This is a genomic window from Burkholderia arboris, from assembly GCF_038723655.1.
Classification (GTDB): domain Bacteria; phylum Pseudomonadota; class Gammaproteobacteria; order Burkholderiales; family Burkholderiaceae; genus Burkholderia; species Burkholderia arboris.
The window spans coordinates 2,232,586-2,253,064 of record NZ_CP109821.1 but is presented as its reverse complement, the minus strand read 5'-3'; the positions used below and the strand labels follow the sequence as shown (position 1 = coordinate 2,253,064).

The following is a 20,479-nucleotide window of genomic DNA, read 5'->3' as shown; positions in this document are numbered from 1 at the left end:
GCGGCGTTCAGCGCGCGGCGAGTGCCGGCGCGGTGACGGCCTTCGCGGCCGCGTAGTCGACCACCGCGCCCGCTACCTGCTGCGCATACGCATCGGCGCCCGACTTCAGCAGGAACGCGGTCAGCACGCCGTGCGCGTCCTTCACGTACCACGCCTGGTCGGCGAACAGCTTCAGGCCGCTCGCGTGGTCGTGCACGAACACTGCACGGACCTTCGCGGACGGGCCGAGCTTCCCGAGCGCGGCGAAGGCGGCCGCGGGGCTCGCGTAGTGACGCACGGCGTCGTCGCCGGCGAGCCATACTTGCGCGACGTCGTTGAAATCGCGGATCGGCTTGCCGGTCGGCGCATCGTTCGCGGCCAGCGGCTGCTTGCCGTAGTGCGTCAGCGCGGCGTCGTAGTCGAGCCCGGACGCCTTGAACGCCGCGCGGATATAGCGGTCGTCGACGAATGTCGCGGGGTCGGGCGCCGAGTCGGTTTTCTTCAGCAGCTTCAGCGTATCGATGGCCGTCGCGACGGCTTGCCGGTATTCGGGCTTCCAGGTGAGGTCGCGGGTCTGGATGCCGAGCGGCCCGTGATACAGGTAGTCGACGGGCGCCTCGATGCCGGTGACTTTCTCGATCAGCAGGCTGTACTTCTCCGGGTTCTGCGCGAACAGGCGGTTTGCCTCGATCGTGGCGCGCAGATAGGCCACCACGACTTCGGGATAGCGTTGCGCGTAGTCCGCGTCGACGAGCGCGCCGTGGAAGGTCGGCGCATGGGTCTGCGCGCCGTCGTAGATCTTGCGCGCGATGCCGCGGTACGGAAACAGGTCGGCGAACGGCACGAAGTCCGCATGCGCGTCGATCTTGTTGGCCTTCAGCGCGCTGCCGGCTACTTCCGGCGCCTGCGTGACGATGTTCACGTCGGTGTCGGGGTTCCAGCCCTGGGCCTTGATCGCGCGCAGCAGCATGCCGTGCGCGGTCGACGCGAACGGTACCGAGATCGTCTTGCCCTTCAGGTCGGCCAGCGCGCGTACCGTCGAATTCACCGGCACGACGATCCCGTTGCCGCTGCCGTCGATGCTGCCGTCGAGCACGGTGATGAATATGCTCCGGCGGCCGGCCTTGCGGAATGCCGCGCCGTTCAGCGCGCCGGGGAAATCGGCCATCGCGCCGAAGTCGAGCTTGCCGGCGACCATCTCGTTGGTCAGCGGCGCGCCGGACGTGAAATCCTTCCACTGCACGTCGTACTTCACGTCCTGGTACTTGCCGGTGCGCGGCAGGTACTTGTCGAGCAGGTGCAATTCGCGGATCAGCAAGCCGCCGGTCGCGCAGTTGATCGTCGTGTCCTGCGTGCCGATCGCCACGCGGATCGTCTCCGCATGCGCAAAACCGGTGGCCATGACCGCGATCGACGCGGCGAGCAGGCGGAACATCCGTAGCGTTCTTTTCATGTGTCGTGAGTCCGGGAGAGGGGGGCGGTGCGCCGGTCGCGCACCGTGTCAGCGCAGCAGATAAGGGATGTCGACCTTGACCGCGCCCGTCGGGCAGTCGCGCTCGCACGGCATGCAGTACCAGCATTCGTCGAACTGCATGTAGGCCTTGCCCTGGGTGACGTCGATCGCGAGCAGGTCGAGCGGGCACACGTCGACGCAGACGGTGCAGCCCTTGTCGGCAATGCACAGGGCCTCGTCGATCGTGACGGGTGCGCTGCTGCGCTGGAAGATGTCGTGCGGGGTATGGGGCATGGCAGGTTCCTCAAAGGGCGGCCGCGGGCGCGGCCGGTTCGCGGATGCGCAGTTGCGCATAGGCGCCGCGTTCGTCGTCGGCGAGCGGCACGAGGTACGGTTCCACCGGCCGTTTCTCGCTGCGCATCGCGCCGTCGGCGTCCTTGCGCAGCCAGGTGTGGCAGAACCATTCGGCATCGTTGCGGTGCGGGAAGTCGACGCGATGGTGGTACAGCCCCCAACGGCTCTCGGTGCGGAACAGCGACGCGCGCGCAGCCATTTCCGCGCAGTCGCGGATCGCGCGCACTTCGGCCGCGCGCATCAGCTCGTGCGGGTGGTTTGCCTTGATTTCTTCGATATCCTCAATAATTCCGTCAAAACGTTGAAGGCCGATTTCCATCTTGCGCGTCACCTTCGGCGGTTGCAGGTAGTCGTTCACCATGCGGCGCAGCTTGTACTCGACCTGTGCCGGCGCCAGGCCGCGCTCGCGCAGCAGCGGGGCGAGCGCGCGGGTGCGCTCGGCATCGACCTGCTGGTCGTCCACCGGTGCGAGTTCGCGGCCGGCCACGTAGTCGGCCGCGTTCTGCCCGGCGAACCAGCCGTACGTAAACGCGCCGAGCATGTAGTTGTGCGGAACGGCCGCCATGTCGCCGGCTGCGTAAAGCCCGGGCACGGTCGTCTCCGCGCGTGCGTTCACGTACACGCCCGATGCGCTGTGACCGCTGCAGAAGCCGATCTCGGAGATGTGCATCTCGACCATCTGGCTGCGGTAGTCGGTGCCGCGCCCTGCATGGAAGCGGCCGCGGCTCGGCCGCTCGTTCGTATGGAGGATTTGCTCGATGGTGCGGATCGTTTCTTCCGCGAGGTGGTCGAGCTTCAGGAACACGGGACCGTTGCCGCTCTGCAGCTCCTGATAGAACTCCCACATCATCTGGCCGCTCCAGTAATCGCATTCGATGAAGCGCTCGCCCTTGCCGTTCGCGGTGAAGCCGCCGAGCGGGCCCGTCACGTACGCGCACGCGGGGCCGTTGTAGTCCTTGATCAGCGGGTTGATCTGGAAGCATTCGAGGTTCGCGAGTGCCGCGCCCGCGTGATAGGCCATCGCGTAGCCGTCGCCCGCGTTGGTCGGGTTCTCGTACGTGCCCATCAGGTAGCCCGACGCCGGCAGCCCAAGGCGGCCGGCCGCGCCGCAGCAGAGGATCACGGCCTTCGCGCGGATCACGTGAAATTCGGCGGTGCGGCAGTCGAAGCCGAGCACGCCGCTCGCGCGGCCCTGCGCGTCGGTCAGCACGCGCGTCGCGACGATCCGGTTCGTGATCGCGATGCGCGCGCGCTTCAGTTGCCGGTACAGCACCTTCTTGATGTCGTGTCCCTCCGGCATCGGCAGCACGTACGAGCCCATGTGATGGACCTTCTTGACCGCGTAGTCACCGGTGCCGTCCTTCTCGAACTTCACGCCCCAGCGATCGAGCTGCTCGATCGTCGCGAAGCTGTGCGTCGCATACGCGTACACGGCTTCCTGGTCGACGATCCCGTCGTTGGCGATCGTGATCTCGCGCGTGTACTGCTCGGGCGTCGCATGACCGGGGATCACCGCGTTGTTCAGGCCGTCCATGCCCATCGAGATCGCGCCGCTGCGCTTCACGTTGGCCTTCTCGAGCAGCAGCACGCGCAGGGACGGATCGCGCTCCTTCGCCTTGATGGCCGCCATCGGGCCGGCCGTGCCGCCGCCGACCACGACGATGTCGTATTCGTGCACATGGGTATTCATCGCGGGTTCCTTGCAGGTTTGCGCGCCTTCTGCCGGTCGACGCGCAACCGGTACTGGAAGGCGTCGCCGCGGAAGTAGAGGTATTCGTAGTCGATCGGTGCACCCGACGCGTCGTGCGTGAGGCGCTCGATGCGCAGCACGGGGCTGCTTTCCTCGACGTGCAGCGCGTCGACGATCTCGTCGTCGGCGAGGATCGCGTCGATCGACACGTCGGCATGGCCGAGCGGGACGCCGCAGTCGTTTTCGAGGATCAGGAAGATGTCTCGGGTCGCGAGATCGGCGCCGGCGAGCCGCTTGCCGAGCGCCTCGGGCACCCAGGTCTGTTCGAGCGACACCGGCTCGCGGTTCAGCAGCCGCACGCGGTGGATCTCGACGAGCGGCGCACCTTCCGGCACGTTCAGCTTGGTGGCCAGATGGCGGTCGGCTTTCACGGTGCGCAGGCTGCGCAGCTGGTTGACGATCTCGTAGCCCATCGACGACATCGCCTCGGCGAACCCCTGCAGCGACGTGACGTTCTGGAATGCCTTCGGCTTCGACACGAACGTGCCCTTGCCATGAAGCTTGAACAGCAGGCCTTCCTTCTGCAGGTCGCCGAGCGCTTGACGCACCGTGATGCGGCTGACGTCGAACATCGCGCAGAGCTCGTGCTCGGACGGCATGCGGCTGTGCGGCGCATAGGTGCCGTCGAGAATGCGCGCGCGCAGCGTGTCCTTGATCTGCACGTAGAGCGGGGCCGCCGACAGCGGCACGACGTTGGATGGGGTCATCGGTCAACTTGTTATGACAAGATGGGGCGAGTGTAGTCAGCGCGATCGCGTGCCCCAACCAACTTTTTCTGATTTCGAATTTCCGGTTGCGGAAAAGCGGGGCGTACGGACGATCCGCCCCTTGCGAGCCGCGTGGAATCGCCGACAATGAAAAAAACCACGCGTCCGTGCGCCGCGCATGTCGATTTCCCGATGCGTCGCCCGTCGTAGTCATGTCGACCGGGTATCGCGCCGCGCACGTGGCCTGCACCGGGTTGCCGAGGACGGTAAGAACGAACCAGGAGACGTCACATGCCGGATTCCCGATACCGCTGGGTGATCGTCGCCGCGGGCGGCCTGATGGGCTGCGTCGCGATCGGCGCGATGTTTTCGTTGCCCGTGTTCCTGCGGGCCATTGCGCGCGACACGGGCTGGTCGATGACCGGCATTTCCGGCGCGATGACGCTCGGCTTCATCGCGATGGCCTTCGCGAGCATGGCGTGGGGCAGCCTGTCGGACCGGATCGGCACGCGGCCGGTCGTCATCGCGGGCGCGGTGCTGCTGTCGGCGAGCCTCGCGCTGGCGAGCCGCGCGCCGTCGCTGCTCGTGTTCCAGCTGACCTTCGGCCTGGCCGTCGGCAGTGCGACGGCCGCGATATTCGCGCCGATGATGGCGTGCGTGACGGGCTGGTTCGACACGCATCGCAGCCTCGCGGTGTCGCTGGTGTCGGCCGGCATGGGGATGGCGCCAATGACGATGGCGCCGCTCGCCGCGTGGCTCGTGTCGGTGCGCGACTGGCGCACGTCGATGCTGCTGATTGCCGCGCTGGCGGCCGTCGTGATGATTCCGGCGTCGCTGCTGGTGCGGCGGGCGCCCGCGCTCGATCACGCTCCCGCGCACGCGGCGCCTGCGCCTGCAGGCGTACCCGCGGCGATGTCGGTCTCGGACGCGCTGCGCTCGCCGCAGTTCACGATCCTGCTGCTGACCAATTTCTTCTGCTGCGCGACGCACTCGGGCCCGATCTTCCATACGGTCAGCTACGCAGTCACGTGCGGGATCCCGCTGATCGTCGCGGTGTCGATCTACAGCGTCGAAGGGCTCGCGGGCATGGGCGGCCGGATCGCGTTCGGGATTCTCGGCGACCGCCTCGGTGCGAAGCGCATGCTGGTGGCCGGGCTGCTCGCACAGGCGCTCGGCGCGCTCGGCTACTACTTCGTGCGCTCGCTCGACGGGTTCTACGCGGTCGCGACGCTGTTCGGCTTCATCTATGCGGGCGTGATGCCGCTGTATTCGGTGCTCGCGCGCGAGAATTTCCCGCTGCGGATGATGGGCACCGTGATCGGCGGCTGCGCGATGGCCGGCAGCCTCGGGATGGCCACGGGCCCGGTCGCCGGCGGCCTGATCGTCGATACGTTCGGCAGCTACGGCTGGCTGTACCTCGGTTCGTTCGCGATCGGCATCGGTGCGTTCCTGATCGCGACGACGTTCCGGCCGTTCGCGAAAACGCGGCCGGAAACGGTGGCCGCGTAACACGGCGACGGAAGCAGGTCTGCTGCCGTTTCGCCGGACCGGCGCGGTTCGGCCCGCGTCGTTACGAACAAAAAACAGGGCCCGACACCGCTTGCATTTGAGATGGCCCGGACGGCGCTCAGCCTGCTGCGGCGCAGCAGAGCGGGAAGTGACGGCGATCGGCGTGCATGCGCCGCGATTCGGCCCCTAAAAAACGCAATATCGAGCATATATTCGAAGAGCCTGTCATCGCCGCGTCACCCTGCTAGAATTCGGCCTGCCGCATTGTTCCGATTGACTGATGAGATTGCTTGACGCCCTGGTCGAACAACGTATCGCCGCCGCCGCCGCGCGGGGCGAGTTCGACGATTTGCCGGGTACCGGCGCGCCGCAGGCGCTGGATGACGACCTGCTCGTGCCCGAGGAGGTGCGGGTGGCCAACCGTATCCTGAAGAACGCGGGCTTCGTGCCGCCGGCCGTCGAGCAATTGCGCGCGCTGCGCAACCTGCACGACGAAGTGCAGGCGGTCAGCGACCGTGCCGCGCGCTGCCGGCTGCAGGCCAAGATCCTTGCACTCGACATGGCGCTGGAATCGCTGCGCGGCGGCCCGATGGTGATGCCGCGCGACTACTGCCGGCGCATCGCCGAACGCCTGTGCGAGCGCGGGCTCGACGACGCGCCCGCCGAAGCGGGGACGATGTGACGTCCGACGCGCTGCACGACGCAGCCCGCCCGGCCGCTGACCCCGCTGCCGATTCTCCCGTTCCCGAAGCCGCGCCCGTATCGGCGCGCGACCTGCATTTCATGCGTCTTGCGCAGGCTGCCGCCGAAGAGGCGCGGGCGGCCGGCGAAGTGCCGGTCGGCGCGGTGCTCGTGCGCGGCGACGAAGTGATCGCACGCGGCTTCAACCATCCGATCGGCGGGCACGATCCGTCGGCGCATGCGGAAATGGCCGCGCTGCGCATGGCCGCGCAGCATCTGCAGAATTACCGGATGCCCGGATGCGAGCTGTACGTGACGCTCGAACCGTGCCTGATGTGCGCCGGCGCGATCATGCATGCGCGCATCGCACGGGTGGTCTATGGCGCCGCCGATCCGAAGACGGGCGCCTGCGGCAGCGTGATCGACGCGTTCGCGAATCCGCAGCTCAACCACCATACCGAAGTGACCGGCGGCGTGCTCGCGGACGAATGCGGGGCCGCGCTGAAGTCGTTCTTCGCCGAGCGCCGCCGCGCGCTGCGCGAAGCGCGGCACGCCCGCGACGCCGAATCCGGCGCGTCATAGGCGCCCCGGCCGCGCCCGGCGTTCCGGGCGTGCACGGTTCCGTGAACCGGAGACGGTTCGGACCCTCTAAGCAGGTTTGACGACCCGACACCTTTCGCCATGTCCTTCCAGCCCGCCGCGTCCTACACCATCCGCCTGCTGGCGCCGTCCGGCTATCCGCACGACCCCGATGCGATCAACCGCGCGCTCGAGCGCCTCAGCACCGCGCAGCAACGCATCGAGAACATCGAGGCGACGCAGCGGCGCTTCCAGCGGTTCGGCGGGACCGACGGCGAGCGGGCAGGCGACCTGAACCGCCTCGCCGATCCCGAGCGGCCGCTGCCGGACATCGCGCTCGCGGTGCGCGGCGGTTACGGTGCCGCGCGAATCCTGCACGGGCTCGACTATCGCGGGCTCGAACGCCGGCTGCGCGACCAGCCGGTTGCGCTCGTCGGCCACAGCGACTTCACGGCGATCCAGCTTGCGCTGTACGCGAAGGCGCGCATCAAGACGTTCGGCGGCCCGATGCTGTCGGCCGACTTCGGCGCAGAGGCGCCGAGCGACTTCACGATGCAGCACTTCTGGCAGACGCTGACGCAGCCGAGCACGACGATCGTCACCGAGGCGCCGCAGGTGCAGGCGGTAAACGTGACGGGCACGCTGTGGGGCGGCAACCTCGCGATCCTCACGTCGCTCGTCGGCACGCCGTACATGCCCGATATCGAGGGCGGCATCCTGTTCATCGAGGACGTCAACGAGCAGCCGTTCCGGATCGAGCGGATGATCTACCAACTGCATCTGTCGGGCCTGCTCGCGCGCCAGCAGGCGCTCGTGCTCGGCCAGTTCACCGGTGCGCGGCCGTTCGAGTACGACAACGGCTACGACATGCAGGCAATGATCGACCAGGTGCGGGCGGTGATCGGGATTCCGGTCGTCACGGGGCTCCAGTTCGGCCACGTGCCCGACTTGCTGACTTTGCCGTTCGGCGCGCAGGCGCAACTGGTCGCGAATGCTCACGGCTTCCGGCTGACGCTGTCGGACTATCCGCATCTCGGCTGATGCCGGCGCGATCGATCGAAAGGCGGGTTTCCCCGCCTTTTTCTTTATGTAAGTACGCAACTAACGGTCTGGAATTTTCGTCGACGCAAACCCGTTGTTGACCCGGTTGTGCACCAAGTTTGTCAACAAAATCGCTGGGAGGGTATACGACGAGAATGGCCTCTGTCATGCCTGTCAGCCTTGTCATGCATGGATTTCGTGCGTCTTGCACCGCGTGACGGCACACCGCTGCACGCCGATTGTGCGGAATCCGCCAAAAGAATTGTTGACAATCTTTATGTCCGCCCTAGGATGAGGACCATCACACGATGCAGATCATGAACGAGCCCGATTCCCATCCGTCCGGCGCAGCCGGTCCCGAAGCGATCGCCGAGCGGATCCGCACCGCGATCCTCGAGCATCGGCTCGCGCCCGGCGCGAAGCTGACGGAGGCGCAGCTCTGCGACGTGTTCGGCGTGAAGCGCGGGACGATTCGCCAGGCGCTCGCGCAGCTCGCGACCGACAAGCTGGTCGACCTCGAGCCGAACCGCGGCGCGTTCGTCGCGAGCCCGACGCTGCAGGACGTGCACGAGGTGTTCGAGATGCGCCGGATCATCGAGCTTGCGGTGGTCGAGCGGCTCGCAACCGGGCCCGGCGCGAAGCGGCTGAAGGGTGTCGCCACGCTGATCGACAAGGAACGCAGGGCGTTCGAGCGGCACGACGTCGCGGCATGGATCCGGTTGTCGGGCGAATTCCACACGGCGCTCGCGACACTGATGGGCAATGCGACGCTCAGCGAGTGCCTCGAAGGGCTCGTCGCACGCTCGACGCTGATGTCGGCGCTGTACGAATCGCACGGGCGCAGCCCGTGCTCGTGCGACGACCACGACGAGATCCTCGCCGCGCTGGAGGCGGGCGATCCGAAGCAGGCGGTGACGCTGATGGCGCGCCACCTGCAGCATGTCGAACTGAAGATGCTGGACCGGCCCGCGCAAGGGCAGGTCGATCTGCGCGAAGTGTTCGGCGGCGCCTGAGCGGCGACGCGAACCCGGCCGCGCGCCACAGAACGAGAGCAATGCAGGCCTGCGGCGTTTGCCGCGGGCCGCTGGTCCGACTCCGGGCGTCGATCCGGAGCGATATCGATGACGGTGGAGCGGCCGCCCGGCCGCGTCAAGGAGAAGTCATGGCTCAGTTCAGTGTGGCGCACGACAGCGCCTATCCGGCGGAAGAAGGCGGCGAGGGCGGCGACCCGGCGCTGCCGAATGGTTTCAGCGAACGTCTGTACAACGAAGATTTGGCACCCCTGAAGAATCAGACATGGGGCTCGTACAACATCTTCGCGTTCTGGATGTCGGACGTGCACAGCGTCGGCGGCTACGTGTTCGCAGGCAGCCTGTTCGCGCTCGGGCTGACGAGCTGGCAGGTGCTGATCGCGCTGATCGTCGGGATCGGCCTCGTGAACGTGCTGTGCAACCTGATCGCACGGCCGAGCCAGCAGATCGGCGTGCCGTATCCGGTCGCGTGCCGCGCGACGTTCGGCGTGCTCGGCGCGAACGTGCCGGCCGTGATTCGCGGGCTGATCGCGATCGCGTGGTACGGCATCCAGACCTATCTCGCGTCGAGCGCGCTCGTGATCGTCGTGCTGAAATTTGTCCCGCAATGGCTGCCGTATGCGGACGTCCACCGCTATGGCTTCCTCGGGCTGTCGGCGGTCGGGTGGGCCGGCTTCATGCTGCTGTGGGTGCTGCAGGCATTCGTGTTCTGGAACGGGATGGAGACGATCAAGAAGTTCATCGACTTCGCGGGCCCGGCCGTCTACGTCGTGATGTTCATCCTCGCCGGCTACATGGTGTGGCGCGCGGGCTGGCGCAACATCGGCATCAACCTCGGCGGCGTCAAGTATCACGGCGCGGAAGTGATCCCGGTGATGATCACGGCCGTATCGCTGGTCGTGTCGTATTTCTCCGGGCCGATGCTGAACTTCGGCGATTTCTCGCGCTACTGCCGCTCGTTCGGCGAAGTGAAGCGCGGCAATTTCTGGGGGCTGCCGGTCAACTTCCTCGCGTTCTCGCTCGTCACGGTGATCACGACGGCAGCGACCTTGCCGGTGTTCGGCGAACTCATCACCGACCCGGTCGAGACGGTCGGCCGCATCGACCATCCGACCGCGGTGATCCTCGGCGCGCTGACGTTCACGATCGCGACGATCGGCATCAACATCGTCGCGAACTTCGTGTCGCCCGCGTTCGATTTCTCGAACGTCGCACCGCGGCTGATCAGCTGGCGCGCGGGCGGGATGCTCGCGGCCGTCGCGTCGATCTTCATCACGCCGTGGAACCTGTTCAACAACCCGGCCGTGATCCACTACACGCTCGACGTGCTCGGCGCGTTCATCGGCCCGCTGTACGGCGTGCTGATCGCCGACTTCTACCTCGTCAAGCGCGGCCGGCTCGTGCGCGACGACCTGTACACGATGTCGGAGAGCGGCGCGTACTGGTACACGGGCGGCGTGAACCGCCGCGCGCTCGCCGCGCTGCTGCCGGCCGCGGTGATCGCTGTCGTCTGCGTGATGGTGCCCGGCTGGCAAGGCGTCGCGAACTTCTCGTGGTTCATCGGCGCGGGGCTCGGCTTCGTGTTCTACCGGCTGCTCGTGAGCACGAAGGCGTGAGGAGCGAGCGATGAAGATTCGACTGATCAATCCGAATACGACGCAGCGGATGACCGACGCGATGGGTCGCTGCGCACGCGAGGTCGCGGCCGCGGGCACGGAGATCGTTGCGGTGAGCCCGCCGATGGGGCCGCCGTCGATCGAAGGCTATTACGACGAGGCGCTCGCGACGCCGGGGCTGCTCGCCGAGATCGCGCAGGGCGAGCGCGACGGCTGCGATGCGTACGTGATCGCATGCTTCGGCGACCCGGGCCTGTATGCGGCGCGCGAGCTCGCACGCGGGCCGGTGATCGGTATCGCCGAGGCCGCGATGCATGCGGCGAGCGTGCTCGCGCCGGGCTTCTCGGTCGTCACGACGCTCGCCCGCACCTGCGGGATGGCGTGGCACCTCGCGGAGCGCTACGGGATGAAGCGGTTCTGCCGCAACGTGCGCGCGACCGACGTCGCGGTGCTCGAACTCGACCGGCCGGGCTCGGCCGCGCGCCGGATCATCGTCGACGAATGCCGGCGCGCGCTCGACGAGGACGGCGCCGACGCGATCGTGCTCGGCTGCGCGGGAATGGCCGAGTTCGCGCACGAGATCGAGCAGCAGATCGGCGCGCCGGTGGTCGAGGGCGTCACGGCGGCGGTCAAATGGGCCGAGGCGCTCGTCGCGCTGCGCCTCGCGACCGCGAAACGCGGCGATTTCGCGCGGCCGCTGCCGAAGCGCTACGACGGCGCATTCGCCCGCTTCAGCCCGCCGGACGGGGATGCGGCGGAACCGGTCGGGAATTTGCCGCAACCGCACATACACACCGTCTGACACGCACTATCTGCGTCGCTGTATGGGCGCGTATGAACGTTTTCGCTACACTGGGCCGTCATCGCATCGGCTTGTGCGGTCGGCCTCCGGGCGCCGCGCAGTCGATGCGAACCCATTATTTCAGCCCGCTTTCGCCGCATTTCGAACCCATGTCACTCGATCCCAACTATCCTCGCGACCTGATCGGCTACGGCCGCCATCCCGTTCAGGCGAACTGGCCGGGGCGCGCCCGCGTCGCCGTGCAATTCGTGCTGAACTACGAGGAGGGCGGCGAGAACTGCGTGCTGCACGGCGATCCGGGCTCCGAGCAGTTCCTGTCCGAAATCGTGGGCGCGGCCGCGTATCCGGACCGCCACATGAGCATGGAGTCGATCTACGAATACGGTTCGCGGGCCGGCGTGTGGCGGATCCTGCGCGAATTCGAGAAGCGCGGGATGCCGCTGACGGTATTCGGCGTCGGCATGGCGATCGAGCGTCATCCGGAGCTCGCGCGCGCCTTCGTCGAGCTGGGCCATGAAATCGCGTGCCACGGCTGGCGCTGGATCCACTACCAGAGCATGACGCCGGAACTCGAAGCCGAACACATGCGCCTCGGGATGGAAGCGATCGAGCGCGTGACGGGCGAGCGCCCGCTCGGCTGGTATACCGGCCGCGACAGCCCCAATACGCACCGCCTGGTCGCCGAACACGGCGGCTTCCTGTACGACTCCGACAACTACGGCGACGACCTGCCGTTCTGGATGGACGTCAAGGTGTCGGGCGGCGGCACGTCGCCGCAACTGATCGTGCCGTACACGCTCGACACGAACGACATGCGTTTCGCGACGCCGCAGGGCTTCAACACCGGCGATCACTTCTTCGACTACCTGCGCGACGCATTCGACGTGCTGTACGCGGAAGGCGACGAGGCGCCGAAGATGCTGTCGATCGGCATGCACTGCCGGCTGCTCGGCCGGCCGGGCCGGTTCCGCGGGCTGCAGCGTTTCCTCGATCACATCGAGAAGCACGAGCGCGTATGGGTGACGCGCCGTGTCGATATCGCGCGTCACTGGCGTGAACATCATCCGTATCAGCCCAATCATCAAAACGAAGGGAAAGCATGAAGGCGATGCGCTACACGTTGGAACAACTGAACACGATGGCGCCGAGCGCATTTGTCGCGGCGCTGTCGGGGATCTTCGAACATTCGCCGTGGGTGGCCGAAGTCGCCGCGGGCGAGCGGCCGTTCGCGAGCATCGACGCGCTGCACAAGACGATGTCGGGTGCGGTGGAAGCGGGCGGCGAAGTGCGCCAGCTCGCGCTGATCAACGCTCACCCGGAGCTGGCCGGCAAGGCCGCCGTGCGCGGCGAGCTGACGGCCGAGTCGACGCGCGAGCAGAGCGGCGCGGGCCTCGACCAGTGCACGCAGGAAGAGTTCGACAAGCTGCTGACGCTGAACCGCACGTATCGCGAGAAGTTCGGCTTCCCGTTCATCCTCGCGGTGCGCGGCTATGACCGTCACGGCATCATCGCGAACTTCGAGTCGCGTGTGAATCATTCGCGCAACGAGGAACTGCGTGCGAGCCTGGACCAGATCTACCGGATCGCGCGCTTCCGCCTCGACGACCTGATCGACGCCTGACACCGCAATGCGGCCTGCTGCGTCGCAGCGGCCTGATCGCATCACTGAAACAAGGAAACATCATGGCTGTTCCGCTTCTCGATCCCAACGCACCCGATTTCACGCGGCGCTACGTGAATCTTGCCGACCCGCGTCTCGGTGCGCAGGCGCTCGAGGCCAGCGACGATTTCTTCGCGCCGAAGGACCGGATGCTGAACCCCGAGCCGGCCGTCTTCATTCCCGGCAAGTACGACGACCACGGCAAGTGGATGGACGGCTGGGAAACGCGCCGCAAGCGCACGACGGGCTTTGACTGGTGCATCGTCAAGCTCGCGCGCCCGGGCGTGATCAAGGGCTTCGACATCGACACGAGCCACTTCACCGGCAACTTCCCGCCGGCCGCGTCGATCGAGGCCGCGTTCGTGGCCGACGGCGCACCGACGCATGCGACCGAGTGGGTCGAGATCGTGCCGTCGACGACGTTGCAGGGCAACAGCCATCACTACGTCGAAGCGAGCGACGCGCGAGCGTTCACGCACCTGCGCGTGAACATCTACCCGGACGGCGGCATCGCGCGCCTGCGCGTGTACGGCCAGCCGCAGCTCGACTGGGCCGGTGCGAGCGCGACCGAGCAGTTCGACCTCGCGGCGATGGAAAACGGCGGTTACGTCGTGGCCGCGAACAACCAGCACTTCGGTGTCGCGTCGAACCTGCTGCTGCCGGGCCGCGGCGTGAACATGGGCGACGGCTGGGAAACTCGCCGCCGTCGCGAACCGGGCAACGACTGGGCGATCATCGCGCTCGCGCAGCCGGGCGTGATCCGCAAGATCGAAGTCGATACCGCGTTCTTCAAGGGCAACTACCCGGACCGCTGCTCGATCCAGGCCGCGTACGTGTCGGGCGGCACGGACAGCTCGCTGATCACGCAGTCGATGTTCTGGCCGGTGCTGCTCGGCGAACAGAAGCTGCAGATGGACAAGCAGCATTACTTCGAACACGGCATCGTGTCGCTCGGCCCCGTCACGCACGTGCGACTGAACATCATTCCGGACGGTGGCGTGTCGCGCCTGCGTCTGTGGGGGACGCTCGACAAATGAAGACGCTTGCAATCGAACCGCTGACCAAGGAAGCCTTCGCGCCGTTCGGCGACGTGATCGAAACGGAAGGGGCGAAGCAGATCCCGATCAACCTCGGCACGACGATCCGCTTTCACGATCTCGCGACAGTCGACGTGACCGATGAAGACGGCCGCACGCTCGTGAACCTGTTCCGCGGCCAGCCGCGCACGCTGCCGTTCGAGGTGAAGATGCTGGAGCGGCACCCGCTCGGCAGCCAGGCTTTCGTGCCGCTGAACGACCAGCCGTATCTCGTCGTCGTCGCGCCCGCGGGCGACCTCGATCCGGCGCAGATCCGCGCATTCGTGACGAGCGGCTGGCAGGGCGTCAACTACGCGAAGGGCGTGTGGCATCACCCGCTGATCGCGCTCGGCGGCGTCAGCGACTTCATCGTCGTCGATCGCGGCGGTGATGGCCTGAACCTGAACGAGCAGGATCTGCAGGAATCGCTGTGGCTCACCGACGAAGCGCTGCATGCGCTGACGGCCTGAGTCGCCGGCGTTCTCGCGACTGACAGGCTGTTTGCATGCCTGCCGAAACCCGCGCAAGGTGCGCGGGTTTTTTTATGTGCGGTCGCTGTCTCGCGATTCAGGTTGCCACGGCCTTGCGCGTGTCGCGCGAACCGCCGCCGCGACGCCGGTTCGCGACCGGCGCATGCTGCGCCATCAGGTCGGCGACCCAGTCGACGAATACGCGCAGCTTCGCGCTGACGTGCCGGTTCGGCGGGAACGCGACGTACATCGGCATCGGTTCGAGTTGCCACTGCTCGAACAGCGGCACCAGTTCGCCACGCGTGCGATACGCGCTGGCCATGTAGTCGGGCAGCCACAGGATGCCGAGCCCCGCGAGACCGGCTTCGAGATACGCATTGCCGTCGTCGACCGCGAGCACGTAGCGTCCGCGCACGGTGATCTGCTCGCCGTCGCGCGCCATCGCAAACGGCAATGCCTTGCCGGTGCGCGCCCACAGAAAACCGACGATGCGGTGATGCGTATCTTCGAGGTCACCCGGATGCGTTGGCGTGCCGGCGCGCGCGAGATAGGCCGGCGATGCGTACACGCCGAGCCGCAGGTCGCCGACGCGGCGTGCAACCAGCGAGCGATCGGCCGGTTCGCCGCCGCGCACGACGCAGTCGACGTTCTCGCCGATCACGTCGACCACGCGGTCGCTCACGCCCATGTCGAGCTGGAGGTCCGGATAGCGCGCATGGAACGCGGGCAGCGCGGGGATCAGGATCAGGCGCGCGAACGGGCTCGGCACGTCCACGCGCAGCCGCCCCCTTGGCGACGCCGACGCAGCGGACAGGCTCGTTTCGGCATCGTCCATGTCGGCCAGCAGGCGCACGACGCGGTCGTAGTACGCGGCGCCGTCGGCCGTGACGACGACCTTGCGCGTCGTGCGATTGAACAGCTTCACGCGCAGCCGCGCTTCGAGCTGCTGCACCAGTTGCGTGACGGTGGTGCGGCTCATGTGCAGCGTGTCGGCCGCTTTCGTGAAGCTGCCGGCTTCCACCACGCGGGCGAACGCCTGCATTGCGTCGAATCGATCCATCGGGTCAGGGCTCCGCGTCGCTCGGACATTGTTTGGAGAGCGCAAACAGTGTTGGACAAGGTTGCCGGTTTATCCGCCGCGCAACGGTCCTTAAAGTGCCTTCATCGTTGAGACAGGGGCGGTGTCGCCCCGCAGACCGATGGAGGGGTTGAATGGCAAAGCGTAGCGTAGTTTTTCCGCCTGGTCGCCAGGCGCTGTATGACCGCAACCGTTATTCGCCGGCTGTGCGCTCGAACGGCTTCCTGTTCGTGTCCGGGCAGGTCGGCAGCCGCGACGATGGCTCGCCCGAGCCGGAGCTGGGCGCGCAGGTCCGCCGCGCGTTCGACAACCTGAATGCGGTGCTGTACGCGGCGGGCTGCACGTTCGACGACGTCGTCGACGTGACGGTGTTCCTCGTCGATCCGGAGGCGACGTTCGAGCGGATCTGGGAGATCGTTCCCGAATACTGGGGCGATGCCCCGCATCCCGCGCTGACTGCCGTCGGCGTGACCTGGCTGTACGGCTTCCAGTTCGAGATCAAGGTGATCGCGCGGCTGCCGGAGGCTGTCGACGGTTGAGCAGGGCGTGCGCATGTCACGGCGCGACGGGCGGCTCCTGCTCATATGCGCGACGCAGCAGCACGGCGAGCGACGACGACTCGGGCAGCGCCGCCGTGCCGAGCCGGTGCACGGCGATTCCTGGTGTCCACGAATTCATCACGACGGCGCCGGCCATCGACGGCAGGTCGGCCGGCGTCACTTCGCGATCGTGCTGCGCGATGCCGAGGCGCGCCAGTTGCCGCCGCAGGATGCCCATCGTGACGCCGCCGAGCATGTCGGCCACCGGCCATACGACCGCGTTGCCGTCCCAGAACGCGACGTTCCAGATCGAGCCTTCGCTGATGCGCCCGCGGCGATCGATGAACGCCGCATCGTCGAAACCCTGCGCGACCGCACGGCGCAGGAAGTGCGTCTTCGCGACTTCGCCGACGTGCTTGATGTCCGGCAGCACGCGCTCGTGTTCGAACAGCGCGAGATCGAGCGGGCCGGCCGGCCCCGACGACGGCGCGGCTGTGCGGACCAGCACGTCGAGCGCTTCGTCATCGCGCGGCGCGACGAATTCGCCCGTCGTCGCGTGCACGGTCGCGGTCAGCGACAGCGCCGGCGGCGCGCGATCGAGCGCGGTGCGCAGGAACGCGCGAATCCGCTCGTCGGGCAGGGCACGACCGAACAGCGCGTGCGACGCGTCGCGCAGCCGTGCGAGATGCAGGTCGAGCCCGCGCACGCGGCCGTCGCGTATCTGCATCGCGGTGAAATGCGCATGCCCTGCGAAGGCCAGCGCGGCGAGTGTTTCGCGTGTAGCGGCCACGCCGTTGATCTGGGTGACGGACGGGAAGGGGGCAGCGGTCATCGACGAATCTCCAGGTTGGCCGCGCGCACGGGCCGGCGCACGGCATCTTCAAGAAAGCCTATTGTTTGCCGATTGATGGCGACAAGAAAAACGAGTAGTTTTGTCACGGTCATCAAATTCTGTTTGAAGATCGATGGAACGCATGTGGCCCGGTACGCGCGCGCTGAGAACGTTCGATGCGGCGGCGCGGCACCTGAATTTTTCGCGGGCGGCCGACGAGGTCGGGCTGACGCCGGCAGCCGTCAGTCACCAGATCAAGGAGATCGAGGCGCAGCTCGGCATGGCGCTGTTCGTCCGTACGAGCCGCAGCATCCGGCTGACGCCGGCGGGTGCCGTGCTGGCTGCGGCGGCCGCCGATGCGCTCGCGGGCCTGCAGCACGCGAGCGCACGCGCACGGCGCATCGCGCGCGAGCAGACGGAATTGCGCGTGTCGGTCGGCGCGCGCTTCGCGACGCATTGGTTGCTGCCACGCCTGCCGCGCTTCAAGGCCGCGCATCCGGCGCTCGAACTGACGTTCGACATCACCGACCGGCTGCGCGATTTCGATGGCGACGATGTGGATGTCGCGATCCGTTTCGGCACCGGGCGTTACCGGGACGCATGTACGCAGCGCCTGTTCGGCACGTCGGTCGTCGCGATAGGCAGCCCCGCGCTGTTGTCGGCCGGCCCACCGTTGCGCAAGCCGCGCGACCTGCTTCGTCACACGCTTTGCCACGCCGACTGCGAAGTCGACGGCGTGATCTGGCCGCGCTGGTCGGCATGGATGACCGCAGCGGGCATCGACGGTTTCGACGATAGCCGGTGTGTCGCGTTTCCGGATTCAAGCCACGTCGTGCAGGCTGTCATGGACGGTACGACGGTCGGGCTGGCGGAGCCGCACATGATCGCGCGCGATCTCGCGGACGGGCGCCTCGTACGGCTGTTCGACGTGAACGTCGAGGTGGCGCCGGGGCTCGCGTATCACGTCGTGTATCCGGAGCACACGCAGGGCGATCCTCGCATCGTTGCACTGTGCGACTGGCTTGCGGACGAGGTGGCGATGGTGCGTGCGTGACGCGATCGCCGCACGTGCTATCGTGCCCGCATCGCCACCGTACGACGTCCGGTTCCGGACGCGATTCTCCGATGAGCCAACCTGAAAACGACCTCGCGATCCTGCTGCGCACGATGCAGCCCGACCTGCATCCCGGCGCGTTCGCCTTCGTCGCGCTGCCGTCTGACGCAGACGTATCGTTATCCGAAGTAGTTGCCACGTTCCGTGAAGCGGAAGGGCTGACGGTCGTGGTCGACGAGGAAGCGGCTGCCCGTTACGGCTGGCCCGTGCTGTTCCGCGCCGCATGGATCACGCTGACCGTCCATTCCGACCTCGCGGCCGTCGGCCTCACGGCCGCATTCGCGCGGGCGCTGGGTGCAGCGGGCATCAGCTGCAACGTGATGGCCGCTGCATACCACGATCACATCTTCGTACCGTTCGACGACGGCCCGCGCGCACTCGAGGCGCTCGTCGCACTGCAGCGCGACGCGCTGCGCGGCTAGCGCACGAAACGCATTGCGCGCACGCAAAAAAAACGGGCCCGTCACCGGGCCCGCGAACGGAGAGGATTGCGCCGGCAACCGGCGCACGGCGGCTTACTTGACCGCGCCACCCTCGAACCAGGCGGCGAGCTTGGTCCGCTCGTCGTCGGTCATGTGCGTGACGTTGCCGATCGGCATCGCCTTCAGGCGCACGGCCTGTTCGTAGATGCGCTGCGCGTTCTTCGACACTTCGTCCGGCGTGTCGAACATCACGCCTGCGGGAGCGCTGCCCATCAGCGTCGGCTTCGACGAGTGGCACTCGACGCAGCGCTGCTGCAGGATCGGCATGATGTCGTTGATCACGATCTTCGGCGCGTTTGCAGCTTGCGCTTCCGGTGCGACCGGCTTGGGCATCGTCCAGACCAGCGCGCCCGACAGCAGCGCGACGCCGCCGATCGGCAGGTACCACAGCTGCTTGCCGCGGTGACGCATCACGAAGAACTGGCGAATCAGCGCGCCGGCCAGCATGATCAGCACGAGCACGATCCAGTTGAACTTGTTCGTGTACGTCATCGCGTAGTGGTTCGACAGCATCGCGAACACGACCGGCAGCGTGAAGTACGTGTTGTGCACCGAGCGCTGCTTGCCGCGCTTGCCGTAGATCGGGTTCGGTTCTTCGCCCTTGAGCATCTTGTCGACCATCTTGCGCTGGCCGGGGATGATCACGAAGAACACGTTCGCCGACATGATCGTCGCGAGCATTGCGCCGACGATCAGATAGGCGGCACGGCCCGAGAAGATGTGGCATGCGAGGTACGCTGCGACGACGACGTAGATCCCGACGCAGATGCCGAGCACGCGATCGTTGGTGCCGAGGACGCGGCACAGCGAGTCGTAGACGATCCAGCCGGCCGCGAGGAAGCCGAGTGCGGAAGCGACGGCGACGACGGGGCCCATGTCGAGCACGCTCTTGTCGATCAGGTACGTGTTCGGTGCGAGCAGGTACAGCACGAAGAACAGCGAGAAGCCCGACAGCCAGGTCGTGTACGACGGCCACTTCGACCAGTGCAGGTCATCCGGCATTTCCGGCGGGGCGACCGTGTACTTCTGCATGTTGTAGAAACCGCCGCCGTGGACGTGCCACAGCTCGCCGAACACACCGCGCTTGCGCTGGTTCGGGTCGGTCGGCGGTTTCAGGCTGTTGTCGAGCGCGACGAAATAGAAGGACTCGCCGATCCACGCAATGGCGACGATGACGTGCAGCCATCGCAGCGCGAGGTTCAGCCAGTCGGTGATGAAGCCTTCCATGAAACTCCTCCAGACTCAAATCGTTTGTTTGATGTGGGCGCTGATGCGTATGTCAGCTGCCGCGATAGGTGCTGTACGACCACGGCGACACGAGCAGCGGCACGTGGTAGTGCGAGCCGGTGTCGGCGATGCCGAAGCGCAGTACGACGCGGTCGACGAAACGGGGTTCGGGCACCTTCACGCCGAGCGACGCGAAGTAGTCGCCGGCATGGAACACGAGTTCGTATTCGCCGGCGGCGAGCGCGGCGCCTTCGAGCAGGGGTTCGTCGCAGCGGCCGTCGCTATTGGTCAGCACGGTCTTGATCGCGCGGCGCGATTCGCCGTCCAGCGCGTAGAGGTCCACCTTGATTGCAGCGCCGGGACGGCCGTGCGCCGTATCGAGTACGTGGGTAGTGAGCTTTCCCATTCGCAATTGTCCTTGTGTGAATGCGAGGTTCGGCGGCGACTCGATCCATTGACTGTGCGGCGGATCGAGGCTCCACGTCACGTGGCTACATAC

The 20,479-nt window shown here is 66.9% G+C and carries 22 protein-coding genes; 14 read left to right on the top strand and 8 right to left on the bottom strand.

The features are described from left to right. Positions 1 to 7 precede the first annotated feature (7 nt). The 4 genes from OHZ10_RS10565 to OHZ10_RS10550 are packed head-to-tail and all read right to left on the bottom strand — an operon-like array spanning position 8 to position 4,243. Entirely contained in the window at positions 8 to 1,432 is a 1,425-nt protein-coding gene (locus tag OHZ10_RS10565; protein WP_342702373.1) for an ABC transporter substrate-binding protein, read from the bottom strand. Between the two features lie 48 nt (positions 1,433 to 1,480). After that, positions 1,481 to 1,726, bottom strand: coding sequence for a 4Fe-4S dicluster domain-containing protein (locus OHZ10_RS10560; RefSeq protein ID WP_059233882.1), 246 nt, complete (start codon positions 1,724 to 1,726; stop codon positions 1,481 to 1,483). 10 nt (positions 1,727 to 1,736) lie between these two features. Then, positions 1,737 to 3,476: a fumarate reductase/succinate dehydrogenase flavoprotein subunit gene (locus OHZ10_RS10555; protein WP_174993024.1), complete on the bottom strand. Its 1,740-nt coding sequence runs from the start codon at positions 3,474 to 3,476 to the stop codon at positions 1,737 to 1,739. Beyond that, positions 3,473 to 4,243 carry a GntR family transcriptional regulator gene (locus OHZ10_RS10550; RefSeq protein ID WP_342702371.1) on the bottom strand — a complete coding sequence of 257 codons (771 nt, stop codon included), beginning with the start codon at positions 4,241 to 4,243 and terminating at the stop codon, positions 3,473 to 3,475. The genes OHZ10_RS10555 and OHZ10_RS10550 overlap by 4 nt, the downstream gene beginning before the upstream one ends. 291 nt (positions 4,244 to 4,534) lie before the next feature. Between OHZ10_RS10550 and OHZ10_RS10545 the strand changes: the two genes are divergently transcribed. The 11 genes from OHZ10_RS10545 (at position 4,535) to OHZ10_RS10495 (ending at position 14,708) form a co-directional block, all read left to right on the top strand. Continuing rightward, positions 4,535 to 5,752, top strand: coding sequence for an MFS transporter (locus OHZ10_RS10545; protein ID WP_342702369.1), 1,218 nt, complete (start codon positions 4,535 to 4,537; stop codon positions 5,750 to 5,752). Positions 5,753 to 6,032: 280 nt separating this feature from the next. Further along, the gene (locus tag OHZ10_RS10540) at positions 6,033 to 6,434 is read left to right on the top strand and encodes a DnaJ family domain-containing protein (RefSeq protein WP_027784729.1); all 402 of its coding nucleotides are present in this window, start codon (positions 6,033 to 6,035) and stop codon (positions 6,432 to 6,434) included. Further along, positions 6,431 to 7,015 (top strand): tRNA adenosine(34) deaminase TadA, encoded by a 585-nt coding sequence (gene tadA, locus OHZ10_RS10535; protein WP_059233886.1) that lies wholly within the window; start codon positions 6,431 to 6,433, stop codon positions 7,013 to 7,015. The genes OHZ10_RS10540 and tadA overlap by 4 nt, the downstream gene beginning before the upstream one ends. A 99-nt stretch (positions 7,016 to 7,114) precedes the next feature. Next, on the top strand, positions 7,115 to 8,053 hold the full coding sequence (gene ldcA, locus OHZ10_RS10530) for a muramoyltetrapeptide carboxypeptidase (RefSeq protein WP_174993022.1): 939 nt from the start codon (positions 7,115 to 7,117) through the stop codon (positions 8,051 to 8,053). 308 nt (positions 8,054 to 8,361) lie between these two features. Continuing rightward, entirely contained in the window at positions 8,362 to 9,066 is a 705-nt protein-coding gene (locus tag OHZ10_RS10525) for a GntR family transcriptional regulator (RefSeq protein ID WP_059233888.1), read from the top strand. Between the two features lie 149 nt (positions 9,067 to 9,215). Then, positions 9,216 to 10,700, top strand: a complete 1,485-nt coding sequence (locus OHZ10_RS10520; RefSeq protein WP_059233889.1) for an NCS1 family nucleobase:cation symporter-1 — start codon at positions 9,216 to 9,218, stop codon at positions 10,698 to 10,700. Between the two features lie 10 nt (positions 10,701 to 10,710). After that, on the top strand, positions 10,711 to 11,502 hold the full coding sequence (locus OHZ10_RS10515) for an aspartate/glutamate racemase family protein (RefSeq protein WP_059233890.1): 792 nt from the start codon (positions 10,711 to 10,713) through the stop codon (positions 11,500 to 11,502). Between the two features lie 149 nt (positions 11,503 to 11,651). Then, the gene (gene puuE, locus OHZ10_RS10510; protein ID WP_059233891.1) at positions 11,652 to 12,605 is read left to right on the top strand and encodes an allantoinase PuuE; all 954 of its coding nucleotides are present in this window, start codon (positions 11,652 to 11,654) and stop codon (positions 12,603 to 12,605) included. Further along, positions 12,602 to 13,123: a 2-oxo-4-hydroxy-4-carboxy-5-ureidoimidazoline decarboxylase gene (gene uraD, locus OHZ10_RS10505; protein ID WP_342702365.1), complete on the top strand. Its 522-nt coding sequence runs from the start codon at positions 12,602 to 12,604 to the stop codon at positions 13,121 to 13,123. Before puuE ends, uraD begins: the two co-directional genes overlap by 4 nt. A gap of 62 nt (positions 13,124 to 13,185) precedes the next feature. Continuing rightward, entirely contained in the window at positions 13,186 to 14,199 is a 1,014-nt protein-coding gene (alc, locus tag OHZ10_RS10500; protein ID WP_342702364.1) for an allantoicase, read from the top strand. Beyond that, a complete protein-coding gene (locus tag OHZ10_RS10495) occupies positions 14,196 to 14,708 on the top strand; it encodes an ureidoglycolate lyase (protein WP_059233894.1) in 513 nt (170 codons plus the stop codon). The genes alc and OHZ10_RS10495 overlap by 4 nt, the downstream gene beginning before the upstream one ends. Before the next feature lie 97 nt (positions 14,709 to 14,805). Here OHZ10_RS10495 and OHZ10_RS10490 read toward each other — a convergent pair whose 3' ends face one another. After that, the gene (locus OHZ10_RS10490) at positions 14,806 to 15,768 is read right to left on the bottom strand and encodes a LysR family transcriptional regulator (RefSeq protein WP_059233895.1); all 963 of its coding nucleotides are present in this window, start codon (positions 15,766 to 15,768) and stop codon (positions 14,806 to 14,808) included. A 152-nt stretch (positions 15,769 to 15,920) separates the two neighbouring features. Here OHZ10_RS10490 and OHZ10_RS10485 point away from each other — a divergent pair, with 152 nt between their 5' ends. Then, positions 15,921 to 16,325 (top strand): RidA family protein, encoded by a 405-nt coding sequence (locus OHZ10_RS10485; protein ID WP_059233896.1) that lies wholly within the window; start codon positions 15,921 to 15,923, stop codon positions 16,323 to 16,325. Between the two features lie 16 nt (positions 16,326 to 16,341). Here the strand turns inward: OHZ10_RS10485 and OHZ10_RS10480 are convergent, their stop codons facing one another. Further along, positions 16,342 to 17,157 carry an aminotransferase class IV family protein gene (locus OHZ10_RS10480; RefSeq protein WP_342702361.1) on the bottom strand — a complete coding sequence of 272 codons (816 nt, stop codon included), beginning with the start codon at positions 17,155 to 17,157 and terminating at the stop codon, positions 16,342 to 16,344. 133 nt (positions 17,158 to 17,290) lie between these two features. On the opposite strand from OHZ10_RS10480, the gene OHZ10_RS10475 reads away from it, so the two are divergent. Together OHZ10_RS10475 and OHZ10_RS10470 are read left to right on the top strand one after the other, a co-directional pair. Beyond that, positions 17,291 to 18,211, top strand: coding sequence for a LysR substrate-binding domain-containing protein (locus OHZ10_RS10475; RefSeq protein ID WP_340624210.1), 921 nt, complete (start codon positions 17,291 to 17,293; stop codon positions 18,209 to 18,211). A gap of 71 nt (positions 18,212 to 18,282) precedes the next feature. Beyond that, complete coding sequence (locus OHZ10_RS10470; RefSeq protein WP_059233899.1) at positions 18,283 to 18,693, top strand: ACT domain-containing protein; 411 nt, start codon at positions 18,283 to 18,285, stop codon at positions 18,691 to 18,693. Positions 18,694 to 18,786: 93 nt separating this feature from the next. Here OHZ10_RS10470 and OHZ10_RS10465 read toward each other — a convergent pair whose 3' ends face one another. Together OHZ10_RS10465 and uraH are read right to left on the bottom strand one after the other, a co-directional pair. Beyond that, on the bottom strand, positions 18,787 to 19,980 hold the full coding sequence (locus OHZ10_RS10465; protein WP_059233900.1) for a urate hydroxylase PuuD: 1,194 nt from the start codon (positions 19,978 to 19,980) through the stop codon (positions 18,787 to 18,789). Between the two features lie 52 nt (positions 19,981 to 20,032). Beyond that, positions 20,033 to 20,386, bottom strand: a complete 354-nt coding sequence (gene uraH / locus OHZ10_RS10460; RefSeq protein WP_011352401.1) for a hydroxyisourate hydrolase — start codon at positions 20,384 to 20,386, stop codon at positions 20,033 to 20,035. Positions 20,387 to 20,479 lie beyond the last annotated feature (93 nt).

What these genes read in the sequence shown, in the direction of transcription:
- OHZ10_RS10540 (WP_027784729.1), top strand. Translation starts at nt 6,033, where the DNA reads ATGAGATTGCTTGACGCCCTGGTCGAACAACGTATCGCCGCCGCCGCC.
- ldcA (WP_174993022.1), top strand. Translation starts at nt 7,115, where the DNA reads ATGTCCTTCCAGCCCGCCGCGTCCTACACCATCCGCCTGCTGGCGCCG.
- OHZ10_RS10545 (WP_342702369.1), top strand. Translation starts at nt 4,535, where the DNA reads ATGCCGGATTCCCGATACCGCTGGGTGATCGTCGCCGCGGGCGGCCTG.
- puuE (WP_059233891.1), top strand. Translation starts at nt 11,652, where the DNA reads ATGTCACTCGATCCCAACTATCCTCGCGACCTGATCGGCTACGGCCGC.
- OHZ10_RS10490 (WP_059233895.1), bottom strand. Translation starts at nt 15,768, where the DNA reads ATGGATCGATTCGACGCAATGCAGGCGTTCGCCCGCGTGGTGGAAGCC.
- OHZ10_RS10480 (WP_342702361.1), bottom strand. Translation starts at nt 17,157, where the DNA reads ATGACCGCTGCCCCCTTCCCGTCCGTCACCCAGATCAACGGCGTGGCC.
- OHZ10_RS10550 (WP_342702371.1), bottom strand. Translation starts at nt 4,243, where the DNA reads ATGACCCCATCCAACGTCGTGCCGCTGTCGGCGGCCCCGCTCTACGTG.
- OHZ10_RS10525 (WP_059233888.1), top strand. Translation starts at nt 8,362, where the DNA reads ATGCAGATCATGAACGAGCCCGATTCCCATCCGTCCGGCGCAGCCGGT.
- OHZ10_RS10470 (WP_059233899.1), top strand. Translation starts at nt 18,283, where the DNA reads ATGAGCCAACCTGAAAACGACCTCGCGATCCTGCTGCGCACGATGCAG.
- OHZ10_RS10475 (WP_340624210.1), top strand. Translation starts at nt 17,291, where the DNA reads ATGGAACGCATGTGGCCCGGTACGCGCGCGCTGAGAACGTTCGATGCG.
- OHZ10_RS10515 (WP_059233890.1), top strand. Translation starts at nt 10,711, where the DNA reads ATGAAGATTCGACTGATCAATCCGAATACGACGCAGCGGATGACCGAC.
- OHZ10_RS10565 (WP_342702373.1), bottom strand. Translation starts at nt 1,432, where the DNA reads ATGAAAAGAACGCTACGGATGTTCCGCCTGCTCGCCGCGTCGATCGCG.
- OHZ10_RS10495 (WP_059233894.1), top strand. Translation starts at nt 14,196, where the DNA reads ATGAAGACGCTTGCAATCGAACCGCTGACCAAGGAAGCCTTCGCGCCG.
- OHZ10_RS10465 (WP_059233900.1), bottom strand. Translation starts at nt 19,980, where the DNA reads ATGGAAGGCTTCATCACCGACTGGCTGAACCTCGCGCTGCGATGGCTG.
- OHZ10_RS10520 (WP_059233889.1), top strand. Translation starts at nt 9,216, where the DNA reads ATGGCTCAGTTCAGTGTGGCGCACGACAGCGCCTATCCGGCGGAAGAA.
- OHZ10_RS10555 (WP_174993024.1), bottom strand. Translation starts at nt 3,476, where the DNA reads ATGAATACCCATGTGCACGAATACGACATCGTCGTGGTCGGCGGCGGC.
- alc (WP_342702364.1), top strand. Translation starts at nt 13,186, where the DNA reads ATGGCTGTTCCGCTTCTCGATCCCAACGCACCCGATTTCACGCGGCGC.
- OHZ10_RS10560 (WP_059233882.1), bottom strand. Translation starts at nt 1,726, where the DNA reads ATGCCCCATACCCCGCACGACATCTTCCAGCGCAGCAGCGCACCCGTC.
- uraH (WP_011352401.1), bottom strand. Translation starts at nt 20,386, where the DNA reads ATGGGAAAGCTCACTACCCACGTACTCGATACGGCGCACGGCCGTCCC.
- OHZ10_RS10485 (WP_059233896.1), top strand. Translation starts at nt 15,921, where the DNA reads ATGGCAAAGCGTAGCGTAGTTTTTCCGCCTGGTCGCCAGGCGCTGTAT.
- uraD (WP_342702365.1), top strand. Translation starts at nt 12,602, where the DNA reads ATGAAGGCGATGCGCTACACGTTGGAACAACTGAACACGATGGCGCCG.